Here is a 24,925-nt window from a genome sequence, read left to right on the forward strand (position 1 = left end):
TGCTTTATTGGGATGGGACATGAGAAGTTGCTTCACACGGCTTGCACACAAAGGGGGATTTTAAATGAATGTCTTAAGCAGTTCTGTCATCACATTTATTTTGATCGTCATTATTCTCTATATACTATTTACCACTTGGCTGACGATGCGTTTCCGCAGTAAATCCAATTCAGAATTTAACAATGCTGCTAAGTCACTTCCAGCCATTGTAGTCGGTATTTTGCTCATGAGTGAATTCATTGGAACGAAATCCACTGTTGGAACAGCAGAATTTGCCTTTACGCATGGGCTTTCTGCTTCATGGTCTATTGTGACCGTCGCTATCGCCTTTTTTATCTTTTCATTTTTCTTAGTAGGCAAGTTTTATCGAACAGGGCAGTACACCATTTCAGGTATTATCGATCAGAAGTTTGGGAAATCAACGAAGCTAGTTGTTTCTGTTATTATGATTGCTGCATTACTACTTGTGAATCTAGGAAACTATTTAAGTGGGTCAGCTGCTATTGCATCCATTTTAGGGCTTCCTTTAATGACCTGTGCGATCATTACGGCCGTTGTGAGTACATTTTATTTTACATTCGGAGGAATGAAAGGGGTAGCATGGGTCACGATCCTTCATTCGATCGTGAAGTATGCGGGAATTTTAATTACACTAGGGGTAGCCCTTTATTTAACAAAAGGCTTTGAACCGATGAAACAAACGATGCCTGATCATTTCTTTACATGGGACGGGACAATTGGTTGGGGGACAATTGGAGCTTGGTTTATAGGAAACATGGGCGCCATCTTTGCTACGCAGTTTATTATTCAAGCAATCACCTCGTCGAAAAGTGAGCGTGAGGCAAAGAAATCGACACTTTATGCAGCTCTGCTTTGTTTGCCGCTCGCCGTTGCGATTGGTGTGATCGGTGTAGCTGCACATTATTTGTATCCAGACATTGATCCTATTTATGCCTTCCCTGTCTTTTTACAGCATATGAATCCAATTTTGAGTGCCATTGTGGCAACATCGCTTGTGGCATCCATCTTTGTCGGTGTGTCGACGGTCGCGCTTGCGACGACAACCTTAATTATCGATGATTTTTATGTACCGAAAATGAATCCAACACCAGAGCAGAGAATGAAAATCACGAGGTATGTGGCTGTACTCGTTGGAATTGTGCCTCTTGTCGGAGTGGCACTTGCGCCGGAGCTGCTGTCCCTTTCCTTTTTTACAAGGGCGCTTCGAACATCGATTGCCGTTGTAGCAGCAATGGGCTTTTACTTGCCATACTTTAATTCAAATAGAGGGGCGACCATTGGCCTTGCTGCTTCAGGTGTTACCACGACGGTTTGGTATTTACTCGATAATCCGTTCGGTATCGATAATATGTACATTGCCATTATCATTCCTTTCCTTGTGTTGGTAATCGATCGACTTATCAGTCCGCCTGCTAAAAAGGATCAATCATTGAAAGGAGAATTGTCATGACAAATGAAGAGACTGTGATGAAAATAGATGGAATTTTGCGACAAAATGAACAAGATACAGAGAGAAAAGAAGCCTTTCTGCCAACAGACTGTGTGCAAAATCATGCGGCCAATTTACTTGAGCTGGATAATGGAGATGTATTATGTGTTTGGTTTGGTGGAACGCAGGAGGGAATACCTGATATCTCAATCTATACGTCGAGACTCAAACGGGGAAGTAACAAGTGGACAGAGGCAGTGAAGTTATCTAACGATCCTGCACGCTCTGAACAAAATCCAGTTCTGTTTCAAGAGGAAAATGGCAGACTGTGGCTGCTGTATACCGCGCAGCTAGCTGGGAATCAAGATACCGCCATCGTGAGATACCGGCTATCAGAGGATAGAGGTGAGACATGGGGTGAGATTGATACTTTGTTTGAACAGCCGGGTACGTTTATACGGCAGCCGATTGTTGTACTGGATAATCAAGATTGGCTGCTGCCCGTCTTCTATTGTAAGACCATTCCAGGCGTCAAATGGACAGGGAACCGGGATGTCAGTGCTGTGAAAATTTCATCCGACCAAGGAAAGACATGGGATGAGGTCATTGTACCAAACAGCACGGGCTGTGTTCATATGAATATTGGAAAGTGTGCAGACGGGTCCCTCATAGCCCTCTTTAGAAGCCGGTTTGCTGATTCGATTTATATCAGCCGTTCCGTCGATCATGGACGGACATGGTCTGAGCCAAAGGCGACGGAGCTGCCCAATAATAATTCATCCATTCAATTTACAGTGCTCCAAAATGGGCATTTTGCCCTTGTCTATAATCATATCAATGCGGATGAGCAAACAGAAAGAAGAGCTTCTTTATACGATGAAATTGAGGATGAAGGCGATACGCGCACGGCGGTTGATACAGAAGCACGTCCAGCGTTTTGGGGAACACCGCGTGCACCAATGACTTTGGCGCTCTCTGAGGATAATGGTAATACATGGCCTATCAGACGTAACCTTGAAGTGGGTGATGGATATGCGATGACAAACAATTCAAAGGATAAACTAAATCGAGAGTATTCTTATCCATCCATCACGGAAGGAAAAGACGGGAAGCTGCATATTGCGTTTACGTATTATCGGCAGGCGATCAAATATGTGTGTGTGACAGAAGAATGGGTCAATCGCACTTCTTAACTGCAAGAGGGCCCTGCTTCTGGTGAATTGTAACCCTCATTTGCTTCATTTATAATTGATGTTTGGAGGGTTGTCCCCATTTTCTATCGGCTGGACTCCCTCAAGGTATGTCTCATGATGAAGAGATAAAAAATGGGGGTCCTTTTCATGAATATCAAAGTGTTAGGTGTTGCGCCGTATAAAGGGTTGGGAGATGTGTTAATCGACCTTGCCAAAGAAGAAAAAAATATCACATTCCAGCTTGTAGTCGGAGATCTTAGGTCTGGTGTTGCTCTCGCAGAACAAGCAGAAGCTCAAGGGATGGATATCATTATGAGCCGGGGCGGAACAGCTGCGCTCATTCAAAAACATGTGAACATCCCAGTAGTGGATATCCCTGTGTCAGGGTACGACTTGCTTCGTGCCTTAACGCTGATAAAAGATTATCAAGGTAAAAAAGCGGTCGTGGGTTTTGAAAATATCACTCAAGGTGTCCGCACCATTGGGGAATTATACGGAATTAAAATTGATATTTACACAGTGCAGCAAGAGGAAGAGGTATGGGATCTCTTAAAACAATTACAAGATCAAGGGACACAGGTTGTGCTTGGAGATGTCATTACAGATAAAGCGGCTAAAGAGCTGGGAATGCAGAGTATGCTCATTACATCAGGTCGTGAATCGGTCAAAGAAGCATTTCATCAAGCAAAACAAATGTATCGTTTATATAAAGAGGCGACAGCTGAACAGCGTCTTTTTCGTGAAATGATTGATCAAGAGCCAAAAGGCATGCTGATCGTCGATCCACACAACAAACTTCATTTTATGAATCAACAAATGAAACAATGGACAGAAAAAGGATTATTTGCACCGTCTACTTCTCATGCCGATGTGATTACATGGTGTCCAGCACTTGAACCGGCACTAAAGGCGATTCGAGAAGGGAAACAAAATGGATATTCTCAAATATCTCATCAGCAACAAGTGTGGCATGTCAAAGGAAGCATGCTATCGAAAGGCGAGTTGCTTGTCACGATTGAAAGGCCTTCGGCTGTGATGAATCAAGAAGGTCATCGTATTTGGACGCTTGCGTCGCCTATTCATTCAGAACATCCATTTGCTCTTTTTACAGAACAGAGCCCGAAAATGAAAGATGTGATCAAAAGGGCAAAAGCGTTTAGCCAAACGGAGCGCTCGATTTGCCTGTATGGTGAACAAGGAACTGGTAAATCAAGCCTTGCATTTGCCATCCATCAAATGAGCGAGAGGAAAGATGAGAGCTTTACGACGGTACATTGCAGACGTTTGATAGAACCGGAAGATTTAAAATCAATCCCTCTGCATCAAAAAGGGACGATGTTTCTAAAGGATATTGAGAGCGTTCCAATGGATATACAGCAGCTCATTGCTGAGCAGATGCATCATCATCAGAATATTCGCTGGATGGCTGCGTCTCAAGTGGATTTGTTCAAATTGATGCAATCTGGAGCGTTTTGTGAGGAATTATATACAGGCTTACAGGAGCTCACAATTCATGTCCCTCCGTTATCTGAACGGCCAGAAGATATTGAGGACATGAGCAGGTTATTTATTGCGGAACTAAATTCTCTTTACGGGACGCAGGTGGTTGGGCTGTCAGCAGATGTGATTGAAGCCTTTCAACACCAGAAATTCAGAGAAAATGTCAGGCAGTTCAAGCGGATCATTGAGGAGCTTGTGCTGACGACAAAAAGTGGATATATCACGTTGAATAAGGCAAAGGCAGCAATTGATCAGCTTGCTTTTGAAAATGAAGAAAAACAGCTGTCCAGCTATTTGAATGGAACGCTTGATGAAATTGAAAGACGGATTATCAAAACGGTGCTGGAAGAAGAAAATATGAATCAATCAAAGGCGGCAAAGCGGTTGAATATCAATCGTACGACGCTATGGAGAAAGCTAAAGGAATAATATGTAATGAGGCCGAGGTGTCTAAATGACAAACGATCTATTAAAAAAAGGAGCGAAACTAGAGCAAAAGGTAATCATTGTGGCGGATGATTTGACAGGTGCCAACGATACAGGTGTTCAATTTGTCAAAGCGGGCTTCACAGCCTCTGTCCTGTTTCAGCCGTCATTTGAAGGCATTGACAGGTATAAAGAGGATGTGCTGATAGTGGATACCGATTCACGAAGTATGTCTTCAGAGAACGCCTACCATGAGGTCAGCCAAATGGTGCAGCCATTTCTCCAAGATGAATCGCACCTTTTCTTAAAAAAAATAGATTCAACATTAAGAGGCAATATAGGAATTGAACTGCAAGCACTAATGGATATTGGCCCATTTGATGCGGCGGTTATCGCACCTGCCTACCCAGATGCACAAAGAGCAACCAAAAATGGCATACATTATGTGGAAGGAGTGCCTGTTCATCTGTCAGAGGCAGCAAAGGATCCGAAAACACCAGTTTTGACATCCAGCATACCAGATTTAATTGAGGAGCAGACGAACGTCAGACCAAAAAACCTTTCTCAACAAACAATCGGTGAAGAGCTCAAAGGAATGAATGATGAGGTATCATCCTTATTGAAGCATGGTCACCAATGGTTTGTGTGTGATGCAGAAACAAGTGATGATTTAGGGCGGATTGTGGAAGTGTTTATGAAGATGGATAAAAGAATACTATGGGTCGGTTCAGCGGGACTAGCTGGTGCATTATCGGCATATGTCGCTAAACATAGAAATACTTCTTGCCTTAAAAAACAGAGACCTGTCCTCATCGTATCTGGAAGTGCCTCTCAAAAAACAAATGAGCAGTTTGCTTATTTAAGAGAAACTCACGATTGTTTTGAGATAAAAGTGAACCCGCTGAATGTATTAAACGGCCGTGAAGCATGGGAACGAAAATCAGTTCTCGATCAACTGCGTAAGCGTCAGAACGAAGATATTCTCCTTTACACAGATGCACGGCCAGAGATGGTTGAAAAGATGCTGGTTTACGGAGAAAAGAAAGGGCTGTCAAGACAAGAGGTTGGAAGTGCTTTGTCCGTCTTTCTTGGAATGATCACAAAAGACATTGTCACATTATCAGGAATGAGACGACTTTTCCTAACTGGCGGAGATACAGCGCGGGCGATTTGCCAGGAGCTTGGAGCAGGAGGTATTCGGCTGCTGAAAGAAATTGAACCTGGCATCCCGCTCGGTCAGCTTGTTGATACGAATTTATATGCGGTTACGAAAGCAGGAGCTTACGGTCAAAAAAATTCAGTACTCCACGCGGTAGAAGTGCTGAAAAAGATAGAGGGGGAAGTCGAATGTCAAAACCAATCATTGCTGTAACGATGGGAGATGCGGCTGGTGTTGGTCCTGAAATTATTTTAAAAGCTTTTCAGCAAACGCGTTTACATGAAGAAGCCGTTCTATTTGTGATCGGAGATACCAGTATATTAAATAGGGCAAAAGACTTTGTGAATACAGATGTGGAGATTGTAAGTATCAAAGAACCAGAGGAAGCGGAGCAGGTGAAAGCCGGAGCAGTTCCGTGCTTAGACCTTAAGCTCTTAACGAACGAGATTCCAATTGGGGACATATCAAAAGAAGCAGGAAATGCTGCTTTCCGATATCTTGAAAAAGCCATTAGTCTTGCAAATGACCGTAGAATTGACGGCATTTGCACAGCGCCGCTAAACAAAGAAGCACTTCATAAGGCAGGTCATATGTATCCAGGACATACAGAAATTTTAGCTGACCTGACAGGTACAGAAGATTATGCGATGATGCTGGCGGCCCCTAACTTAAAGGTAGTTCATGTCACCACACATATTGGATTAATGGATGCCATTTTAAAGATTAATCCTGAGCGTGTATACACGACGATTAAGCTGGCACATGATACACTCGTCCGTTCTGGGATCTCTGCTCCTAAAATCGCTGTATGCGGGATTAACCCGCATGCTGGAGAGAATGGGTTGTTTGGGAACGGAGAAGAAGAGGAGAAGATCATCCCAGCGGTTGAACTAGCGCAGGAAGAAGGGATTCAAGTATTTGGGCCGCTGCCTGCTGATACCTTGTTCTTTAGGGCAGTAAGAGGTGACTTTGACATCGTTGTGGCGATGTATCATGATCAAGGGCACGGACCGATTAAGGTGCTTGGTTTAGAGTCGGGTGTAAACATTACAGTTGGGCTGCCGATTATCCGTACAAGTGTCGATCATGGGACGGCATTTGATATCGCAGGAACAGGAAAAGCTGATTCTGCGAGCATGGAAGAAGCTATTAGACAGGCCATCATGCTTTCTGGTACGAGAGAAAATCAATATGAAAAGAAAAAGAGCCTTTAAGAGAGGCTCTTTTTTTCTAGTTCATATACGTTCCGCCATTCATATTGATGGTTTCTCCTGTGATAAAATCCGACTGGTCAGAAGCTAAAAATGTCACAACATTTGCGACTTGTTCTGGTGTCCCAATCGTTTTCAAAGGAATTCTATCTAAAACCGAACGCCGGTATTCATCGCTCCACTGTTTGCTCATGTCTGTTTCAATTGGACCAGGGCAGACAGCATTCACATGAATGTGGTGCTCTGCTAATTCTTTGGCAAGATGCATGGTTAAATAATTGATGCCTGCCTTTGATGCACCGTATGCAGGTGATGCATTGTGATGAGGGGTTTTGCCAGTTGTAGAACTCATATTAATAATCTTTCCGCCTTGTTGTTTGATCATGTCAGGAATGACCGCTTGGCACATGAGGAACGTGCCGGTCAAATTAATATCAATCAATCGTTTCCACTCATCAAGGGATGTCTCGACTGTTGATTTTCGTAAATTGATCCCAGCATTGTTGACCAGCAGATCAATCTGTCCAAAATGTGTTTTCGCTTGCTCCACGAGTGAAGAGGCTGTCTCTGGTAAACTAGCATCACCAGCAACATAAACGGCTCGTTTCTCTTTTTTATTCAGTGAGGAGCAAACCTCTTGCAGCAGCATGTCGTTCGTTCCATTGAGAACGACGCGCGCTCCTTCGCAGGCAAGTGCCTCCGCAATGGCGCGGCCAATTCCTCTGCTTGCACCTGTAATGATTGCTACTTTATTTTGTAAACTCACGTACATCCCACCCCATCTCTCATAATTAAAAAGCGCTTTCATTCATTATAAAACGTGGTGTTTCATCATTCAACATATATAAGGGGTTTGGAGTGATTTTCAGTAAAAGTGTTTCATAATAAAACAAATACATCTTTTTAACTTCAGGTTATACTAAAAGGACAAAGCAGTAGAAAAGGGGGCAAACCGTTGAAACTTTATACGAAAACCGGGGATCAGGGCCAAACAGGCTTGATCGGAGGAAGAGCCGATAAAGATGATGTGAGAGTAGAGGCGTATGGTACGTTAGATGAGGCGAATAGCTTTATTGGACTCGCGCATGCAAAATTACGGCAGCATGGCGAATTGTTTCCGGACCTTTTGTCAGAGCTGATCGTTATACAGCATGAGCTGTTTGACTGCGGGGGTGATTTGGCAGCAGTCAAACCACGTAAAGAAGGCAAATTAACAGAACCCTCTGTGACAGTCCTTGAGGAAAGAATGGATGTCTATGTAGAAGAGGCTGAGCCGCTTACCAAGTTTATTTTACCGGGTGGTCAGGAAGGCGCTGCTCTCTTACATGTAGCGCGGACAGTCGTCAGAAGAGCCGAGAGGCATATTGTGGCGCTTGCAAAACAGGGGGAGATTCCAGCCGTTGTGCTCTCATACGTAAACCGTCTATCCGATTATTTATTTGCAGCCGCTCGAATCGTGAATTATCGGCTTGGTGAAGCTGATGTTGAATATGAACGAAGTGCCGATGTGTTTCGTTCTAAATAAGGAAAGCACTCTTCATAGAAGAGTGCTTTTTTATTAGGTTCTGCCGCTTAGTCTGAGCATTGTTACGACTCTAGTCGCAATCAAAGATCAATCTGTGACACGTTTTGCCGGCTTTCTTTTTTGACTATAGTTAAAGCAAGGAGCAAGAAAGGAGGCATGAAGATGAAAATAACAAGTAAAACCATTATCGGTTCAATTTTATTGTTTGTCGGTTTATCCATCTTCTTTGGTGGTTCATTAGGTGGGCTGATCCCGGTTTTGATTGGTGCAGGGCTCATCTATGTAGGTGTTAAAAAATACGAAAAAAGCAGTAAAACCTTAGGTGTCATTCTAGCAGTCATTGGTGTACTGATCGTCGTGCAATTTCTGCCGTTTATACTCGGCATCGCATTTGCAGGGGTACTTCTTTATTTTGGCTGGTCGATGATCAATGGTGAATCTACCGAAAAATCATCAAGCAGAGCCTATATGGAGCCAAACACGGCACCTAATACGGAAGAACCGATTCATACGTCTTTTGATCAAGAATGGGAAGACTTTTTAAAGAAAAAATAAAGGGAGGAATATCAAATGGTATTAAGAAGAGTAAGAGATATGTTTGTTGCAACTGTCAATGAAGGTTTAGATAAATTGGAGAATCCGCGTGTCATGCTGAATCAATACGTTCGTGATATGGAGGATGATGTTGCGAAAGCGAAACATGCCATCATCAAACAGCAAACGATTCAGCAAGGCTTCCTGCGAAAAGCAGAAGAGACGGAAGCATTTGCTGAAAAGCGAAAGAAACAGGCCGAGCTGGCATATCATGCGGGAGAAGAGGAGCTTGCACGAAAAGCGCTCACCGAAATGAAGTATTTTGAAGAAAAGCACAACGAATATCAGGAAGCCTACCAGCAATCTGTGAAACAATTGAAAGAGCTGAAAGAGCAATTGCAGCACTTAGAAACGAAGCTGCGTGATATAAAAGACAAGAAGCAGGCACTGATTGCAAGAGCCAATGCCGCACAGGCAAAGCAGCATATGAATGATTCCATCAATAAAGTAGACAGTGAAAGTGCATATAAAGAGTTTCTTCGAATGGAGAACCGTATTGAAGAAATGGAAACCAAAGCAGGCAGCTATGCACAATTTGCAGATCAAGGGGCATATGCTCATTTAGACTACGCCGATGAGGTTGAAAAAGAATGGCAGAAGCTGAAGCTTGAGAAAAAGCCTGAACAGCAGCAAGCAAACGTATAAAGGTCAAATCGGAAGAAAAGCAGGCTTTTTCTTCCGATATTTGATTTCTTTCTGTTTCGCTTTTCCTTATAATGAAAAGGTCAGAAGATAAAGGGATGGTATAAATGAAGCGATTAATCGGTCTAATTTGTATACTTGTAGGTATCTTTTTAATGATTGGCATGCTTTTCAAAAATGAAAATCTCTTTCATTTAAGTTTTTCCCGTGAAAAACCAGTGACAACAGCTTCAGCGAAAAAAGAGGAGATTGATCAATTAGATATTTCTCTTTCTGGGTTTCGCGTGAAGGTAAAACCTGAAAATCGTTCCGATATCTCGGTGACTGCTGTCAATGGAAAAGGGAAAATGTATGCGGAGCAAACAGGCGGTACGTTCAAAATTCGTGCTGAAAATAAAAGCTTCTTGTTTTTTACTCAATTTGAAAAAGGAGAGCTTTTAGTTAAAATTCCAACAGATTATCATAAAAATGTGAAGATTACGGGTGGAAGCGGCGTCAGTGAGATTGACGGAGAAGGAAAGCTGTCCCTTCAAGATGTGATACTTAAATCAACGAGTGGAAATCTTACAGCTGAGAATTTCTCAGCAAAAAATGTAGAAATCAAAGCAACCTCTGGCAGACTGGCAGTGTCGCACATTGATGCGAAGGATAGTGATATTGGGGCAACTTCAGGGCGTGCCGATATTAATGATGTCAAAGGCGAGCTGCAATTGGGCATGACAAGCGGCCGATTGACAGCAAGTTTTGATACAATTGAGTCACCTGTCTCCTTTCATATGACATCAGGGAGTGCGAAATTTAATTTGCCAGATGACGGAGATTTCAACGTTCAGGTGAAAAAAACAAGTGGAAGCGTCGATCACTCGTATGACTTTGATCAAGTGGATAGTGAAGGTCGAGGCTTTACAGGTACGCGGGGAAAAGGGACACATGTAGTCGATATTGAAATGACAAGTGGTAACCTCAAGCTGCGGTAATGAATGAAAGAAAGGAAGGAGGCGAGTCAACTGCGTTTTACAAGGAATCAAATTTTAGGCATCATTGTTGTGATATTTGGTATTAATTTATTTCTCAAAATTATTGGGATCGGAGCAGATTTGTTTTGGCCTGTGTTTTTTGCGCTGGCGGGTTATTGGCTGCACTCACGATCCAAACGTTGGCTCGGTTCAGTTTCCTATATTTTTGCCGGCTTTCTCTTCTTAAAATTTCTGCTCAATATTACATTTAGTTTAACAGGTTACCTATTTGCGGCCTTTTTGATTTATGCCGGCTACCGCTTATTGAAAAATAAACCTGTTTTTGATGTCGATAAAAAGGAAACATCAGACGACGGGAAGCCTTCACTGAAAGTCAATCTTGAAAAAAAGAGCGATCAGAAGAAAACAAAAAGCCAGACAAAGCCGCGCAAAGAGCATGACTTTTTTATTGGTGAAGTCAGGCTGATGAAAAAGCCGTTTCAATTAAGTGATTTGACGATTTCAGGTTTTATTGGCGATGTTAAAATCGATTTATCAAAGGCGATCATCGCAGAAGAAGAGAGTACGATCGTGATTAGCGGGCTGATTGGAGATGTGGATATTTACGTACCGCAGGATATTGAAGTATGTGTGAGTGCTTCCGCCGCGATTGGTGATATGAAAATCATAGATGAAAAAAGAAGCGGGTTCGGCAGTAAAGTGTACGTGATGACCAACGATTACGATGAGAGCAAACGAAAAGTGAAAATCTCCATCTCTCTGCTGATCGGAGATGTGGATGTGAGATACTTATGAGGAAATTGCATTTAGGTCTCCAGTGGCAATCTGTTCGTCTTGGCGTCGGTATCTCGCTCGGTGTTGTGACGATGACGACCCTGCCGATGTTTTTTTATTATCAGCTTGATCCAATGATCCTGCTTTCTACCCGCTGGTTTGGCATACCGTTTTTTTGTATTTTACTCATCGTTAGTCTTGCGATTGGGATTTCTGCCGGGAGTGTATTTGGCTATCAGCATAAGAAACGCCTCGATCAGCTTGTTGAGTCGATTTTGAAATTTGAAAATGGAAACTTTGCATATAGACTGCCGTCTCTTGGCGACGATGAAATTGGCTTAGCCGCCGATCAATTAAATGAAATGGCGAAGCGGGTCGAAGGGCAAGTAGCCTCTTTGCAAAAGCTTTCAAATGAACGGGCTGAATGGCAGGTTCAAATGAAGAAATCGGTCGTCTCAGAAGAGCGGCAGCGGCTTGCACGAGAGCTCCATGATGCGGTCAGTCAGCAGTTATTTGCGATTTCAATGATGACTTCAGCTATTCTTGAAGGCATGAAGGAAAAGGACGAAAAGATATTAAAGCAAATGCAGCTTGTCGAACGAATGGCTGGCGATGCACAAAATGAGATGCGTGCTCTTCTGCTTCACCTAAGACCGATCACGCTAGAAGGAAAAGACCTGAAAAAAGGCTTAATTGAGCTGCTAAATGAATTCCAAGCAAAGCAGCCGATTGATATTGATTGGGAAATCGAAGATGATGTTCCGTTATCTAAAGGAGTAGAGGACCACCTCTTCCGAATTGTGCAAGAAGCCCTGTCTAATGTATTTAGGCATGCAAAGGCGACAAAGGTAACTGTGCGCCTGCTCATAAGAAACCGGCAAGTGCAGCTAAAGATTATTGATAATGGTATCGGCTTTCAAACAGATCATGTGAAGACAGCCTCCTACGGACTTGAATCGATTCGAGAGAGAACAAGTGAAGTAGGCGGTGTCGCAGAGATTATGTCATTTGAGGGAAAAGGCACACAAATTGATGTGAAGGTCCCCATTTTTGATGAAGGAAAAGGAGAGAACGTTCGATGATTCGAGTGCTTTTAATCGACGATCACGAAATGGTGAGAATGGGTCTTGCGGCCTTTTTAGAGGCGCAGGCTGATATTGAAGTCATTGGTGAAGCGTCAGATGGACAAAAAGGTGTAGAGCTAGCCGTTGAGTTAAAGCCAGATGTGATTTTAATGGATCTTGTCATGGAAGGGATGGATGGCATCGAAGCAACGAAAAGAATTTGTCAGGAAATTGAAGATGCCAAGATTATCGTTCTGACGAGCTTTATTGACGATGATAAAGTCTATCCGGTGATTGAGGCGGGTGCTCTAAGCTATTTATTAAAAACATCCAAGGCAGGAGAAATTGCTGATGCCATCAGATCAGCAAGTATCGGTGAACCAAGACTTGAATCGAAAGTGGCTGGAAAGGTCATGAATAAACTCCGTCATTCATCAAATGGGTCCATCCTTCACGATTCATTAACAGCAAGAGAAATGGAGATCTTGAAGCTGATTGCGGATGGGAAATCGAATAAGGTCATTGCCGAGGAATTATTTATTACAATTAAGACGGTGAAGACCCATATTACCAACATTCTTTCCAAACTTGATGTGGAAGATCGAACGCAAGCGGCTGTGTATGCGCACCGTCATAAGCTGATTCAATAAAAAAACAGCTTTCAAGTGAAAGCTGCTAGAACATGCGTAAAATTAGTCCTTCTGTCCTGTGATCGGACGTTCGGATAGTTGATGGAGCTCAGGAACTGGAAAAGCCTCCTGCTCCTTGGCCGATTTTTCTTCCAGGGTTTTCTTCATTTCGGATAAAAGCTTTACGCTCTCCTTTGCTGCTGCCGCTTTTTTTTCCTGCAAATCAATGATCTGTGAAAGTCCGACGAATAAACCGCCTCCCAACAGAAGGAGCGCAGGGGTTTGTCCATAATAAACCACGATCAAAAATGTGCTTGAAAAGCTGTCGGCTTCAATGAAGAAATCTTCTTTTGATTGCGTGAATACAACGATTAACAGAAGTATCCCTAGAATCAAAAATAGAATGCCGGCCGAAAGTAAAGCTCGTTTCATGATTGACACCCTTTTTTTCTTACCATTTTAACACACTCTATAAAGATTGTGTTGCGCCCTTAGTCCCGAAGTCACGGATTTTCACATTTGCCTTGTAACGAATGTCCGATTCACTAAAAATTTCATCCCAATGCTTCGCTTCTTTTCGAAAGTCCTTCGGATACGCAATACTCGCTTTTTGAGAAAACCCGCAAATATCTGCTTTGATCTCATGTTGTAATTCCCCAATGAAATCTTTTACGTTTTTCTCTAATTGACGCTCCACTGCACCCTCAATCTCTTGAAGATACTTTTCATTAAATGAGTTTTCACGCTCATTCCAATCCTCAGACAACCTTCCTTCAAGCGCCACTGACACATTAAATTGATATTTTCCGCTCGCTGTTTTATTCGTTTCAATGTTATGTTTCAGTTTAAAAATCTCAAACGAATAGATGCTGTGATCATATTCAAATTCAATGACTCCGCCTTTTCCGTCCCCAGTCAACAGATTGTATGACTGCACGGCTAACGGAGAGATGCTGGTGAGAAATCGTCTGTTCTTAATAATAGAGGCTCCATCGAGTATTAATTTCCCTTGATCCACACCGACTTTCGGAACAGCAAAAGATACGTTGTTTTGCATAGCAGAAGAAATATCTCCTAATGAAACGGGCTTGAACATACGTATGGTCGATTTTGTATTCCCAGAAATATCATATAATGTAGAAGAAGCTGGCTGCCCATCGTCATTGATTTTCAGCAAGTCCCCAGGCTTTTCTGAGGTCATAAAGACGAGGCTTCCTCTCCGCGTTTCATTGTCGCGAATAAATTGATTAATGACGAGGTCGAAATTATTCTCATTGATAAGTTCCTCAGAAAATAAATACACCCTCAGCTGCTGGGCGAAAATCCGGTGACTTTTGAGCGTCGTTGTTCGGAATATTTGATGTACGGAATCACCACTCGTTTCTATAATCTTTGTTGGGTCTTTTACGCTGGATTCTTGTTCAATTTTTTGAGGAACAAGGACTTGCATTGATATTTTAAGCTTATGACCGTCATCTCCTTTATCTAAGCCATAACCAATCGCCATGTTGAGTTCCTCAATATTGGTACTATCCCAGCATCCACTTAATAGAACAAGGGTCATTAATGCAAAAACCACTTTCTTTTTCATGCCGCTTTCCGCCTCCTTTTCAAAAATACGATGATAAATAAGAGAAACGGGAGAATGCCGAATAAAAGGAAAAATAAATTGTTCACATAGGTTAAATAATCACGCACTGTATCAACATCCTTTGGGAAAACGGCGGCAAAGTAGATGACAATTCCCATCAACGTGAGTACGACTTTTTTGGGTAATTTTGTTAGTTTGGATACCCCCATTGCAGCAAAAAACGTATATCCTACAAAGCTCGTATAAAGCTGAACAAGCCAAACGATAAGCAAAAAAGATTCAATCCGCTCAATAAAGATCCCCTGTATATCGAACGATTGAAATAAAGCAATCGTCGGCCAAGTCAACGTCGCAGTTTCTTTCACAGTGAACGCACCAACGACAAGAATATAGGTGAATATATAAATGATCGCAGGAATCAAAAAGCCGATTGCGCCATAAGCAAAGGTGTGTTTTTGCGTGTTCATATAGACAGGCATAAACAGCATCATTTCAATGCCGACAAACGAAATAGCTGATGCATTAAAGGATTTGAAGACAGGGGAGAAGCCCTCGCCTAAAACAGGCCGGAGGTTATCTAACTTAAACTCTTGAACACTGAGTCCGTAAGCAATAAATAAGATAATCAGGGTGACAATGAGGAAAAAAGGGCACAGTCTGGCAAAATCACCAATCCCGCCGACGACAAGATAAAGACCGACCAAAATAAAGCTGATCATTGTCACCGCTACAGGAGTGTTTTGAAGCAAAAAGAACTTCACCATTTCCGACATAGCACGCACTTCATAGCTGGCAACGCCGAGAAAATAAATAATAATGAGCAGGTTAGCAAGGGCACCGATCCACTTGCCAAGCCCCTCGTTCGTATAATCATAGTAAGAGGAGAAGGGGACTTTTTTCATCATAAGGACATTCGCAAAAATAAATACAATGTAAATCCCACTCATGAGTAAGAGCGCAATCCAGCCGTCAGGTGTAGCTGCAGCCTGAGCCATTGCTCTTGGCAGAATCATCATACTTGCACCTAATGTTGTATTGGCAATGATGGCACTTGCCTGATAGCTGGTGATCGACTCTTTATGATTGACCATATCGTTCTCCTTTCTTTTGATTTTTTAAAGGCAATCGAATGATGGAATTGTCTTCGTTTTTATAGCTGAACACAAAATCTGGTGAGAAATAAGGCGTCCCAAAACTTTTTTGCCGTGTTAAATGAGTAAGGAGAACGAGCATGAACAGCACAATCCCATATAAACCAAAGGTAGCTGCTGTAAACATGGACACAAACCGGAGCACGCGGAACGACATGCCCATCCCATATTGCGGGACAGTAAATGATGCAAGGGCAATCACACTGACGATAATCACCATGATCGAGCTCACAATATGAGCCTGAACGGCCGCCTGCCCAATGACAACTCCGCCTACAAGTCCAATCGTTTGACCGAGCGGATTTGGCAGTCTTAAACCGGCTTCCCGCAGCAGCTCAATCGTTATCTCCATGATGAGTGCCTCCACAATAGGCGGAAAGGGGACATTTTCTCTTGTACTTGAGATCGAAATAGCCAGTGTTGTTGGTAAAAGTCCTTGGTGGAAGGACACAAGTGCAATATAAATGGCTGATAAAAATAATGTCAGAAAAATAGAGGTAAACCGCAGCATCCGAATGAGAGAGGCAGCGATCCACCTTTCATAATAATCATCAGGTGATTGCATAATCGTCGCGAGAGAAGCAGGTACAATTAACACAAAAGGAGAATGATCAACAAAAATGGCGACACGTCCATTATTTAAAGCAGAGGCCACTTTATCCGGCCGTTCTGTGTTTTGGACTTGCGGGAAAGGCGAGTACACATTGTCTTCAATCAGTTCCTCAAGAACACCGGAGTCTTGTATATCATCAATGGTGACTTGCTTGAGCCGTTTTTTCACTTCTTTTAAAACAGACGATTGAGCCATACCGTCAATGTACATGATGGTCACTTGGGTGTATTTTTTTTGACCAATCTTCATGTCGACGGTTTTAAGATTGGGGTTTTTCAAGCGCTGCCTCACAAGAGCTAAGTTCGTATCTAAATCTTCAATAAAGCCAATTTTCGGTCCTCTCACAACTGTTTCAGAGGTAGCATCCCCTATACTGCGTTTCTTCGTTCCATGCGTTTCTAAAATATACGCATGCTGAAATCCGTTAATCAGAACAACACAATGCCCATCAAAAATCGCATCGACCAATTCCTCAGAGGTTTTCACCGAACGAGTGGTCATCATTGATAAATTGGATTCTAGCTTCTCTTTTGTGAGAGACGTATGATCTTGGAGAAGCAGCTTTAAAAAGGTTTGAATCTCCATCTTTTCGTTCATTTCTTTTATGTATAAATAGTAAACCACCTGTCCGTGAGGCAGCGTTTTTTTCTCATGGACCAAATCGTCCATTTCCTTTAATTGCGGAAGAATGACGGAGAGATTATCGTATAAGTGCTCTTTTAATGGAGTCTGATTCATTCGGATCACCCGCCTCAAATCTTTTTCTTAGCATTACCTGCTTGAAAAAACAATATTCTGTGTTACATTATTTTGTGGTAAAAGAAAGAATGAGGGTTTTGGAGGAAACAAGATGGCACAGATTCGTTTAGCAGGAACAAAAGAGGAGATCGACCGTATTCTACAGTCGTTTGACAAGCATTATGAGGTGACATATACATCAAAGGATTACGGAAAAACGAACCCAAAATACAAATATTCGAAGGATGTTCGCGTTTATATTGAACTAAAATTAAAATAAAGATAAAATTTTAATTGAAAACGCTTAAAGGATTTTCGTTTTTTGTATAGAATAGAGTTGAGTGATGAGAAGCTATGGAGGGATACATAATGACAGAATTTAGAATCGAAAAAGACACAATGGGCGAAATCAAAGTGCCGAAGGACAAGTTCTGGGGTGCACAAACACAACGAAGCAAAGAAAATTTCAAAATCGGTTCTGAGAAAATGCCAAAGGAAGTTGTGAATGCGTTTGCAATTTTGAAACGTAGCACAGCGATTGCGAACGAGCGTCTTGGCAACCTTGAAAGCGAAAAAGCAGAAGCAATTGCTGCTGTATGTGATGACATCATCAGCGGAAAGTATGACGAGCATTTCCCGCTTGTTGTTTGGCAGACAGGCAGTGGAACACAAAGTAACATGAACATGAACGAAGTCGTTGCAAACAGAGCAACTGCTTATTTGAAAGATAAAAATAGCGAGTTCAGCATTCACCCGAATGATGACGTTAACCGCAGCCAAAGCTCAAATGATACATTCCCAACGGCTATGCACGTGGCAGCTGTTTTAGCTGTGTACAAAAAATTGCTGCCTGCTATTGACCAGTTAAGAACAACTCTTGATGAGAAAGCAAAAGCGTATCAAGAGATTGTGAAAATCGGCCGTACGCACTTGCAGGATGCAACACCGCTGACAGTTGGCCAAGAGATTAGCGGCTGGGTATACATGCTGGACCGTTCAAAAGAAATGATTCTAGAATCAACTGAAAAAATGAGAGAATTGGCCATTGGCGGAACGGCTGTTGGTACAGGTATTAACGCACATCCTGAGTTCGGTCAATATGTTGCTGAGGAAATCAGCCAGCTGACAGGTCAAACATTCAATTCTTCACCAAACAAGTTCCATGCGCTGACAAGCCATGATGAAATTACGTATGCACACGGAGCCTTAAAAGCACTTGCAGCTGATTTAATGAAAATTGCCAATGATGTGAGATGGCTTGCAAGTGGTCCTCGCTGCGGAATTGGTGAATTGATCATTCCTGAAAATGAGCCGGGAAGCTCCATTATGCCAGGAAAAGTCAACCCAACCCAAAGTGAAGCTTTAACCATGATTGCAGCACAAATCATGGGGAATGATGCCACAATCGGTTTTGCGGCAAGCCAAGGAAACTTTGAGCTGAACGTATTTAAGCCAGTCATCATTTATAACTTCTTGCAATCAGTTGAACTACTTGCTGACGGCATGAACTCATTCCATGACAAGTGTGCAGTTGGAATCGAACCAAACCTTGAAACGATTGAGAAAAACTTGAACAATTCATTGATGCTTGTGACGGCACTAAACCCGCACATCGGATATGAAAATGCAGCGAAAATTGCGAAGCTTGCGCACAAAGAAGGATTAACACTAAAAGAAGCAGCACTTCAATTAGAGCTGTTAACAGAAGAGCAGTTCGAGCAATTTGTGAAACCAGAGGAAATGGTGACACCGAAAGCAAAATAAGAAACCAGGGGCGGCTGCCCCTGGTTTTTTTCATTGAAAATATGTGTTTACAAATGATCCTCTTTCAAAATACGCAAAAGAGATTCGGAGTTGGTTTGAAGCGGTGCGTATAATTTCAATTGGTACAGCATGCCTTTCACGATGACTTGTCTTGGTTTTTGTTTGTTTAATTCATTTTCCAGAATGCCAAGCGCTTCAAATAATTCAGGCTCGTCTTTCACTTCATAGTGTGCTTCAGCCATCTCTCTTAATTCCTGTAAAAGAGATTCTGTGAGCGGATCGAATGACCGTTCATAAATCGGACCAAACCAATCGCTCGCTTGATCTACAGAAATGAGAGGAAGATCATTTCGCTTCATCATACCGCCCATCAAATCATCGATACGGTGAATCATGGTTGTGGCAAGCTCTTCTGCTTCCAGCTCAAAATCATATAAAATCGCAAGCTCGAAATAAACGTGGCTCATGCCCTCAATCGTCAAACATAAATCAGCCATATAAGGAATGGCAGCGTCTCCATACACTTGTTTAATATTATCGATATGAAGCTGAATCGTCGCAAGCCTAATTTGTTTTGCGAGCTGCTGCGTTTCTTGAGTCATAGGAAGCGCTCGATCGCTCAGCTGCATTTTAATAAAATCCTTTTGCTGCAAAATATTATCGTAATAGACAGTGAGCTGTTTACGGTAGGCTTCTTTTGGTGTGCCGCCCTCTGTTTGAACCTCATGAATCCGGGTAAATACCTTATCGTAATAGTAATGAAGGATTGAAATGAGCAATGCTTCCTTTGATTTAAAATAAAGATAAAAAGCACCCTTTGACATGTGGCATTCATCCGCAATTTCCTGAACAGACGTTGTGTTGTAGCCTTTGCTGGCAAATAATTTCATGCCAGCCTCAATGATCATTTTTTCTTTCTTTTTCAATATGAATGTCATCCTTTCTTACCGAGAGACAAATGTCTTAGGAAACGTGCGCAAAGAGCATGTGACTTATTGGTCATAAACGACGAAAGTTTTCAAAAATTAATCAGATTGTAACTTGTTTTTTACAGTGTAATTCTTTATATTATAAAGTAAGGTGACCAACTGGTCAAAATATGCGAAAGGATGATGTTCCATGAGAGAAATTGATGATATGATTAGACGCTTGCGAACAAAAGGGATTCAAGTAGAAAAAGTCAAAATGCCGAAAGAGACAACCATTGAAAAGAAATGGATGTATCAAGCTGGCAAAAAGATCAAAGCCACATACCGTGATTTCAATGGGTATTCATTCATTTAAAAAAGACTGCGGTCAAAAACCTACAGTCTCTTCTTTGGAACCATGATTGTATAACGTACACCTAGATCATCATTTTCAATAGATATGGACGCTTGATGCATTGAAAGGATTCTTTTGACAATGCTTAATCCAATACCGAATTCGCCCTTTTTTCCCTTACTAAAAGGTTCGTATAGGTTGGACAGCATATGTTCTTCAATTGGAGGACCGTCATTACGAATGACAATGCGGATTTGATCCTCTTCTTGTTTCATCTGAATATCAATCTTACTTTTTGCGTAGCGAAGTTGATTTTCTAGTACATTCTCAAATAATTTGCTCCATTGTTCTGGATCGCCTTCAAGAGCAGCCTCATCATCTAAGTCCACGTTCCACTGCAATTCATTTTTCGACCACCGTATTCGGTCGACCACTTCCAGCATCGTATTACTGAGTAGGAAGGAAGAATGTGCGGGATGTTGTTTAGATAAATAATCAAGCTTTGTTAAGTACAGCAGATCCTTGATTTTCTTCTCAAGCTTTTCCGCTTCACCTTCAATGACTTCCACCGTTTGTTCAAGATCTCCCTTAGGAAAAATACCATCTTTAATGGACTGCGTGTAGCCGCGGATGACCATGACAGGTGTCTTTAAGTCATGTGAAATATTCTGCAAAAGTGTCCGTTCTGTTTCATCTTTTTGAATGAGTTTTTGTCTCATTTCTTCAATGGTATGACCAAGTTTGCCAATTTCATCTTGCCGGTCAACGATGACAGGATCGTCCCAGTCCTCTTGGGCAATCCGTTTGACGTGCTTTTCAAACGCAACGATTGGTCGGGATAGATAGCGGGCAAGCCAAATCGATGGAATCCAGCTTAGTAAAATAACAGTGCCTAAGATGAAGATCAGCTGTTTAAACAGCGTAAAGGATAGGTCATCTCGATAAGAATCTGGTGCATAGGACAGAAGAATATATTGTGTATTGCCTGATGATACTTTTTTGATGACAAAAAAGATATGCTGGCCGTTCACCTCTTCAGAATACCGTTTCGTTGCGCTTTTTTGTTTTTTCACAAACGATTGGATTTTCTCAATAAAAGCATGCGGAAAAAACTGCGCCATTTGATCTAATTCATCTGACGGGATCAAAATGTGCTGCACGGAGCGGTTTTCCGGTGTCGATTTTGGCGAGCCGTCTCGGTTCAATGGATATTCTGTCAGCACTTGCTGTTCATTTTCGATATTTTTATAAATTTCATTTGTGAAAAAGTCACGTAATGTATTGGAAAATAGAATAATCAGGACAATGGAAATGGTGAGCAAAATGCCAGAGATCACAGCCCAAATTTGAAAAGCGAGCGGTTTGTTCTTCATCCTTTCAGCATCCTATAGCCAAATCCATAGATGGTCTCGACCTTTAAGTCGGGCATTTTTTTGCGCAGCCGTCTGACAAGGTCATCCACCACACGATCTGTCCCGAAGTAATCGTGTCCCCAAATCTTGACGAGGATATCTTCACGAGAAAAAGCATGTCCCTGGTGATGTGTAAATAAAAGCAGCAAGTCAAATTCCTTAGACGTTAAGTTAATGAGCTGCCCCTCTTCATAGACCTCTCTTACATCCTCATGAATGACATAAGAAGAAACTGAAGTGACGCTTTGCTGCTGCGGGCTATCGCTGTTTTTATACACAAGCTCCAGCAGCTTTTGAACCCGAATGATCAGCTCACGAGGAAGAAACGGCTTCGCAATATAATCACTGCTTCCCAGCTCTAAACCGAGGACACGGTCGATATCTGCATCACGTGCTGAAATGAAAATGACCGGTACGTCAGGTGATGCGGCTTTAATTTCTTTTATGAGGGTATAGCCGTCTGTATCAGGCAGCATGATATCTAAAATCCATAGATGCGGCGGCTTGTTTATGGCCTCGCGTGCCGCTTCTCCGGTTAAAAAAGAGGAGACATTCCAATCTTCACTCTCTAAATATTTGGTTAACAGTTCATTTAAATTTTGTTCATCTTCAACTAAATAAATGGTGTACGACAAAGTCTTCCACATCCTCTCAACGTCATTATAACGGGATACGAAGGCGGCATGTCAACAATCACACGCTTTTTTCACAATTTCACATATTCTTCTCATCATTATCCCATAATGTTTGATTATGATAAGGTCAAGGGAAAAAAGGGCATAGACAAAAGGCGGATGAATAGGTGCTTTTCATCAATGTGCGCACCTTGCTTTTTTTCTATGAATAAGTATTATATAATTTGACATATTGCCATAAAGTATTTTTCAATGATCTTTCCATTAAGAGGACCTGAGTCCTATCTAGACATATGAATGAAACATGATGTAAAGGAGTGCAAGCGATGGATTTCCGAAGAGAAGATGAAGAGAATAAGATGAATCATCCAGAAAATCAAGACAATGAAATGAATCATCAAAAAGATACCCAACAAGAGAATGAGAAACAAATAGACGCACCAGAAAAAGAGAAGGAACTTGTTTTTCACCAGCATGAAAATGAAGCATCTGCCTCGCAGGAGAGTGTGACAAATCATTCTCCTCAAATGGTGGATGACCGTGCGTCGAAAAAAGAGAAAAAGCGGAAGGCGGCATGGCTCAGTCCAATTCTTGGAGGGATTATTGGCGGGGGTCTTGTACTTGGCATTACACCGCTTTTGCCGCAGTCACAGGATACAGCTGCCAACACGCAAACGCAGACCGCATCAAGCGAGCCGGCAGCCTCAGATAATTTCTCGACAAAACAAATCACCAATGCCACAAATGTGGCTGATATGGTAGAAGATTTAGAGCCCACTATTGTAGGGGTCTCAAACTATCAATCTACACAAAATTCGTTTGGCTTGAGCGGTGATCAAACAGAAGCTGAAGCTGGAACAGGCTCTGGTGTCATCTTCAAAAAAGATGGCAAAAAAGCGTACATTATTACAAATAACCACGTTGTCGAAGGGGCCAATAAAATCAAGGTCACCCTTTATGATGGAAAAACAAAAGACGCAAAGCTTGTCGGCAGTGATGTCATGACCGACTTAGCCGTTGTTGAAATGAACGCAGACGGCATTGATAAAGTGGCGAGCTTTGGTGATTCTTCTAAGCTTCGTGCTGGAGATAAAGTCATTGCCATTGGGAATCCGCTCGGTGCACAGTTCTCAGGTACTGTGACAGAAGGAATCATTAGTGGTCTTGATCGTACCGTAGAAGCAAATACGTCATCTGGTACGGTGGAGATGAATGTACTGCAAACAGATGCAGCCATTAACCCAGGAAACAGCGGGGGGCCACTGATCAATACAGATGGTCAAGTCATTGGCATTAACAGCTTGAAAATCAGCGAAAGCGGTGTGGAATCACTCGGATTTGCGATCCCAAGTAACGATGTCAAACCGATTGTAGATGAGCTGTTGAAAAATGGAAAAGTCGAACGTCCATACCTTGGCGTACAAATGATTGACCTTGAGCAAGTGCCTGAGACGTATCAGGAAAATACGCTCGGCTTATTTGATAAACAAATCGGCAAAGGCATTTACGTAAAGGATGTTTCAAAAGGTTCACCTGCTCAAAAAGCAGGCTTGAAATCTGGAGATGTCATCATTAAGTTCAAAGGAAAAGACGTAGTGAACAGCTCTCAGCTGAAAGAAATTCTTTACAAAGAAACAAAAGTCGGCGATAAAACCACAATGACTGTCATCCGTGAAGGAAAGAATAAAAATCTAGATATTACTCTTGGACAGTCAGATAGCGAATAAATGAAAAAACAGGTGGATGTCAACATGTCCGCCTGTTTTTTTGTGCTTATTTTTTTGAAAGTGTACGTAGTATGATCTGTTCCCACATGTTCCACGGCAGAAGCTGCTTTGCTGTGAATGAAAGTCGTACACCTTTTCCAACAAGATATCTCAGCCGTTTCAGCCGCCTCTTTTCTGCTAATCGTACAACAAGCTCTGCCACTTCACGAGGATCTCCATAGTTGGATTTCTGGGCATCAATATGGGCCATCATCTTTTGATAGAGTTTTGTGTATTTCGATCCTTCTGCTGGCTGAATCATTTGTTCGTTCATGGAGGTGTTCCAAATATTCGTCTGGAAAGAGCCTGGCTCGATCAAGGCCGCCTGTATACCGAACGAAGCCAGTTCAATCCGCAAGCTTTCTGTATAGCCTTCCAACGCAAACTTAGACGATACATATGGAGAAAGTGCAGGCATTCCCATTAATCCACTGATACTGCTCATATTGAAAATTTTTGCGCCACTCGTCATAAACGGCAGCACTGCTTGGGTCATTTCCATCACACCGAAGACATTCACTTCAAATTGTTGGCGGTATGTGTCGACAGGAACCTCCTCTGCAAAACCAGCAAAGGCTGTTCCCGCATTGTTCACAAGCAGGGTAATGGGTGCATAGGTATGAAGCTTCTTCTGAAATGCTTGAATCGACTGCGTATCGGTCACATCTAACGCTTCAATATGTATCATGCCAGATAAAGAGGCTTCCTCGATTTCTTCAGCGAGCTTTTTGGCATTGGTTTCCTGTCTGACGCCGGCAATCACTGTATAGCCCCGCTTTGCGAGACACATCGTGATGAGCTTGCCAAAGCCGCTATTGGCACCAGTTACAATGGCTGTTCTTTTCATC

Annotated in this window: 25 protein-coding genes; 16 read left to right on the forward strand and 9 right to left on the reverse strand. The window is 42.2% G+C overall.

Annotation, left to right across the window (positions count from 1 at the left end; all coding sequences use genetic code 11):
- Window positions 1-64: 64 nt before the first annotated feature.
- The 5 genes from EV579_RS13055 to pdxA all read left to right on the forward strand — a co-directional run bounded on the left by EV579_RS13055 (window position 65) and on the right by pdxA (window position 6,942).
- Window positions 65-1,471: a sodium:solute symporter family protein gene (locus tag EV579_RS13055; protein WP_133744583.1), complete on the forward strand. Its 1,407-nt coding sequence runs from the start codon at window positions 65-67 to the stop codon at window positions 1,469-1,471.
- Window positions 1,468-2,643, forward strand: a complete 1,176-nt coding sequence (locus EV579_RS13060; protein WP_133744584.1) for a sialidase family protein — start codon at window positions 1,468-1,470, stop codon at window positions 2,641-2,643. Before EV579_RS13055 ends, EV579_RS13060 begins: the two co-directional genes overlap by 4 nt.
- Window positions 2,644-2,790: 147 nt before the next feature.
- The gene (locus EV579_RS13065) at window positions 2,791-4,572 is read left to right on the forward strand and encodes a sigma-54-dependent Fis family transcriptional regulator (RefSeq protein ID WP_181950627.1); all 1,782 of its coding nucleotides are present in this window, start codon (window positions 2,791-2,793) and stop codon (window positions 4,570-4,572) included.
- A gap of 25 nt (window positions 4,573-4,597) precedes the next feature.
- Entirely contained in the window at window positions 4,598-5,941 is a 1,344-nt protein-coding gene (locus EV579_RS13070; protein WP_133744585.1) for a four-carbon acid sugar kinase family protein, read from the forward strand.
- A complete protein-coding gene (pdxA, locus tag EV579_RS13075) occupies window positions 5,917-6,942 on the forward strand; it encodes a 4-hydroxythreonine-4-phosphate dehydrogenase PdxA (protein WP_025094125.1) in 1,026 nt (341 codons plus the stop codon). Before EV579_RS13070 ends, pdxA begins: the two co-directional genes overlap by 25 nt.
- Before the next feature lie 16 nt (window positions 6,943-6,958).
- On the opposite strand, the gene EV579_RS13080 is transcribed toward pdxA, so the two are convergent.
- On the reverse strand, window positions 6,959-7,705 hold the full coding sequence (locus EV579_RS13080) for an SDR family NAD(P)-dependent oxidoreductase (RefSeq protein WP_133744586.1): 747 nt from the start codon (window positions 7,703-7,705) through the stop codon (window positions 6,959-6,961).
- A gap of 189 nt (window positions 7,706-7,894) precedes the next feature.
- Between EV579_RS13080 and EV579_RS13085 the strand changes: the two genes are divergently transcribed.
- The 7 genes from EV579_RS13085 (at window position 7,895) to liaR (ending at window position 13,165) form a co-directional block, all read left to right on the forward strand.
- Complete coding sequence (locus EV579_RS13085; protein ID WP_133744587.1) at window positions 7,895-8,464, forward strand: cob(I)yrinic acid a,c-diamide adenosyltransferase; 570 nt, start codon at window positions 7,895-7,897, stop codon at window positions 8,462-8,464.
- Between the two features lie 162 nt (window positions 8,465-8,626).
- Complete coding sequence (locus EV579_RS13090) at window positions 8,627-9,019, forward strand: hypothetical protein (RefSeq protein ID WP_133744588.1); 393 nt, start codon at window positions 8,627-8,629, stop codon at window positions 9,017-9,019.
- Between the two features lie 15 nt (window positions 9,020-9,034).
- A complete protein-coding gene (gene liaH / locus EV579_RS13095) occupies window positions 9,035-9,703 on the forward strand; it encodes a stress responsive protein LiaH (protein WP_024423427.1) in 669 nt (222 codons plus the stop codon).
- A 104-nt stretch (window positions 9,704-9,807) separates the two neighbouring features.
- Window positions 9,808-10,677, forward strand: a complete 870-nt coding sequence (liaG, locus tag EV579_RS13100; protein ID WP_024423426.1) for a LiaG family protein — start codon at window positions 9,808-9,810, stop codon at window positions 10,675-10,677.
- A gap of 3 nt (window positions 10,678-10,680) precedes the next feature.
- A complete protein-coding gene (gene liaF / locus EV579_RS13105) occupies window positions 10,681-11,472 on the forward strand; it encodes a cell wall-active antibiotics response protein LiaF (RefSeq protein ID WP_185853824.1) in 792 nt (263 codons plus the stop codon).
- The gene (liaS, locus tag EV579_RS13110; RefSeq protein ID WP_024426016.1) at window positions 11,469-12,533 is read left to right on the forward strand and encodes a two-component system sensor histidine kinase LiaS; all 1,065 of its coding nucleotides are present in this window, start codon (window positions 11,469-11,471) and stop codon (window positions 12,531-12,533) included. Before liaF ends, liaS begins: the two co-directional genes overlap by 4 nt.
- Window positions 12,530-13,165 (forward strand): two-component system response regulator LiaR, encoded by a 636-nt coding sequence (gene liaR / locus EV579_RS13115; RefSeq protein ID WP_024423423.1) that lies wholly within the window; start codon window positions 12,530-12,532, stop codon window positions 13,163-13,165. The genes liaS and liaR overlap by 4 nt, the downstream gene beginning before the upstream one ends.
- 42 nt (window positions 13,166-13,207) lie before the next feature.
- Here liaR and EV579_RS13120 read toward each other — a convergent pair whose 3' ends face one another.
- The 4 genes from EV579_RS13120 to EV579_RS13135 are packed head-to-tail and all read right to left on the reverse strand — an operon-like array spanning window position 13,208 to window position 17,237.
- On the reverse strand, window positions 13,208-13,576 hold the full coding sequence (locus tag EV579_RS13120; protein WP_041107739.1) for a hypothetical protein: 369 nt from the start codon (window positions 13,574-13,576) through the stop codon (window positions 13,208-13,210).
- Window positions 13,577-13,613: 37 nt separating this feature from the next.
- Complete coding sequence (locus tag EV579_RS13125; RefSeq protein ID WP_133744589.1) at window positions 13,614-14,735, reverse strand: Ger(x)C family spore germination protein; 1,122 nt, start codon at window positions 14,733-14,735, stop codon at window positions 13,614-13,616.
- Entirely contained in the window at window positions 14,732-15,826 is a 1,095-nt protein-coding gene (locus EV579_RS13130) for a GerAB/ArcD/ProY family transporter (protein ID WP_044331290.1), read from the reverse strand. Before EV579_RS13130 ends, EV579_RS13125 begins: the two co-directional genes overlap by 4 nt.
- Window positions 15,813-17,237: a spore germination protein gene (locus EV579_RS13135; protein WP_133744590.1), complete on the reverse strand. Its 1,425-nt coding sequence runs from the start codon at window positions 17,235-17,237 to the stop codon at window positions 15,813-15,815. Before EV579_RS13135 ends, EV579_RS13130 begins: the two co-directional genes overlap by 14 nt.
- Before the next feature lie 112 nt (window positions 17,238-17,349).
- Between EV579_RS13135 and EV579_RS13140 the strand changes: the two genes are divergently transcribed.
- Together EV579_RS13140 and fumC are read left to right on the forward strand one after the other, a co-directional pair.
- Window positions 17,350-17,517 (forward strand): YvzF family protein, encoded by a 168-nt coding sequence (locus EV579_RS13140; RefSeq protein WP_003213147.1) that lies wholly within the window; start codon window positions 17,350-17,352, stop codon window positions 17,515-17,517.
- A gap of 89 nt (window positions 17,518-17,606) precedes the next feature.
- On the forward strand, window positions 17,607-19,001 hold the full coding sequence (gene fumC, locus EV579_RS13145; RefSeq protein WP_024423418.1) for a class II fumarate hydratase: 1,395 nt from the start codon (window positions 17,607-17,609) through the stop codon (window positions 18,999-19,001).
- A gap of 47 nt (window positions 19,002-19,048) precedes the next feature.
- Here fumC and EV579_RS13150 read toward each other — a convergent pair whose 3' ends face one another.
- Entirely contained in the window at window positions 19,049-19,927 is an 879-nt protein-coding gene (locus tag EV579_RS13150) for a TetR/AcrR family transcriptional regulator (protein WP_133744591.1), read from the reverse strand.
- A 193-nt stretch (window positions 19,928-20,120) separates the two neighbouring features.
- Here EV579_RS13150 and spxO point away from each other — a divergent pair, with 193 nt between their 5' ends.
- Window positions 20,121-20,285: an anti-adapter protein SpxO gene (gene spxO / locus EV579_RS19010; protein ID WP_003212782.1), complete on the forward strand. Its 165-nt coding sequence runs from the start codon at window positions 20,121-20,123 to the stop codon at window positions 20,283-20,285.
- Between the two features lie 20 nt (window positions 20,286-20,305).
- Here the strand turns inward: spxO and EV579_RS13155 are convergent, their stop codons facing one another.
- Together EV579_RS13155 and EV579_RS13160 are read right to left on the reverse strand one after the other, a co-directional pair.
- The gene (locus tag EV579_RS13155) at window positions 20,306-21,637 is read right to left on the reverse strand and encodes a HAMP domain-containing sensor histidine kinase (protein WP_024423416.1); all 1,332 of its coding nucleotides are present in this window, start codon (window positions 21,635-21,637) and stop codon (window positions 20,306-20,308) included.
- A complete protein-coding gene (locus EV579_RS13160; protein ID WP_122632048.1) occupies window positions 21,634-22,311 on the reverse strand; it encodes a response regulator transcription factor in 678 nt (225 codons plus the stop codon). Before EV579_RS13160 ends, EV579_RS13155 begins: the two co-directional genes overlap by 4 nt.
- 326 nt (window positions 22,312-22,637) lie before the next feature.
- On the opposite strand from EV579_RS13160, the gene EV579_RS13165 reads away from it, so the two are divergent.
- The gene (locus EV579_RS13165) at window positions 22,638-24,038 is read left to right on the forward strand and encodes a S1C family serine protease (RefSeq protein WP_133744592.1); all 1,401 of its coding nucleotides are present in this window, start codon (window positions 22,638-22,640) and stop codon (window positions 24,036-24,038) included.
- Window positions 24,039-24,084: 46 nt separating this feature from the next.
- Here the strand turns inward: EV579_RS13165 and EV579_RS13170 are convergent, their stop codons facing one another.
- On the reverse strand, window positions 24,085-24,924 hold the full coding sequence (locus EV579_RS13170) for an oxidoreductase (RefSeq protein ID WP_133744669.1): 840 nt from the start codon (window positions 24,922-24,924) through the stop codon (window positions 24,085-24,087).
- Between the last annotated feature and the right edge of the window lies 1 nt (window position 24,925).

This window comes from Bacillus sp. BK450 (assembly GCF_004364885.1).
In the GTDB taxonomy this organism is placed as follows: Bacteria; Bacillota; Bacilli; order Bacillales; family Bacillaceae; genus Bacillus; species Bacillus safensis.

Excerpts from the sequence above, each read along its gene's own strand:
- EV579_RS13055 (WP_133744583.1), top strand. The coding sequence starts at position 65 with ATGAATGTCTTAAGCAGTTCTGTCATCACATTTATTTTGATCGTCATT.
- EV579_RS13060 (WP_133744584.1), top strand. The coding sequence starts at position 1,468 with ATGACAAATGAAGAGACTGTGATGAAAATAGATGGAATTTTGCGACAA.
- EV579_RS13065 (WP_181950627.1), top strand. The coding sequence starts at position 2,791 with ATGAATATCAAAGTGTTAGGTGTTGCGCCGTATAAAGGGTTGGGAGAT.
- EV579_RS13070 (WP_133744585.1), top strand. The coding sequence starts at position 4,598 with ATGACAAACGATCTATTAAAAAAAGGAGCGAAACTAGAGCAAAAGGTA.
- pdxA (WP_025094125.1), top strand. The coding sequence starts at position 5,917 with ATGTCAAAACCAATCATTGCTGTAACGATGGGAGATGCGGCTGGTGTT.
- EV579_RS13090 (WP_133744588.1), top strand. The coding sequence starts at position 8,627 with ATGAAAATAACAAGTAAAACCATTATCGGTTCAATTTTATTGTTTGTC.
- liaH (WP_024423427.1), top strand. The coding sequence starts at position 9,035 with ATGGTATTAAGAAGAGTAAGAGATATGTTTGTTGCAACTGTCAATGAA.
- liaG (WP_024423426.1), top strand. The coding sequence starts at position 9,808 with ATGAAGCGATTAATCGGTCTAATTTGTATACTTGTAGGTATCTTTTTA.
- liaF (WP_185853824.1), top strand. The coding sequence starts at position 10,681 with ATGAAAGAAAGGAAGGAGGCGAGTCAACTGCGTTTTACAAGGAATCAA.
- liaS (WP_024426016.1), top strand. The coding sequence starts at position 11,469 with ATGAGGAAATTGCATTTAGGTCTCCAGTGGCAATCTGTTCGTCTTGGC.
- liaR (WP_024423423.1), top strand. The coding sequence starts at position 12,530 with ATGATTCGAGTGCTTTTAATCGACGATCACGAAATGGTGAGAATGGGT.
- EV579_RS13120 (WP_041107739.1), bottom strand. The coding sequence starts at position 13,576 with ATGAAACGAGCTTTACTTTCGGCCGGCATTCTATTTTTGATTCTAGGG.
- EV579_RS13125 (WP_133744589.1), bottom strand. The coding sequence starts at position 14,735 with ATGAAAAAGAAAGTGGTTTTTGCATTAATGACCCTTGTTCTATTAAGT.
- EV579_RS13130 (WP_044331290.1), bottom strand. The coding sequence starts at position 15,826 with ATGGTCAATCATAAAGAGTCGATCACCAGCTATCAGGCAAGTGCCATC.
- EV579_RS13135 (WP_133744590.1), bottom strand. The coding sequence starts at position 17,237 with ATGAATCAGACTCCATTAAAAGAGCACTTATACGATAATCTCTCCGTC.
- EV579_RS13140 (WP_003213147.1), top strand. The coding sequence starts at position 17,350 with ATGGCACAGATTCGTTTAGCAGGAACAAAAGAGGAGATCGACCGTATT.
- fumC (WP_024423418.1), top strand. The coding sequence starts at position 17,607 with ATGACAGAATTTAGAATCGAAAAAGACACAATGGGCGAAATCAAAGTG.
- spxO (WP_003212782.1), top strand. The coding sequence starts at position 20,121 with ATGAGAGAAATTGATGATATGATTAGACGCTTGCGAACAAAAGGGATT.
- EV579_RS13155 (WP_024423416.1), bottom strand. The coding sequence starts at position 21,637 with ATGAAGAACAAACCGCTCGCTTTTCAAATTTGGGCTGTGATCTCTGGC.
- EV579_RS13165 (WP_133744592.1), top strand. The coding sequence starts at position 22,638 with ATGGATTTCCGAAGAGAAGATGAAGAGAATAAGATGAATCATCCAGAA.
- EV579_RS13170 (WP_133744669.1), bottom strand. The coding sequence starts at position 24,924 with ATGAAAAGAACAGCCATTGTAACTGGTGCCAATAGCGGCTTTGGCAAG.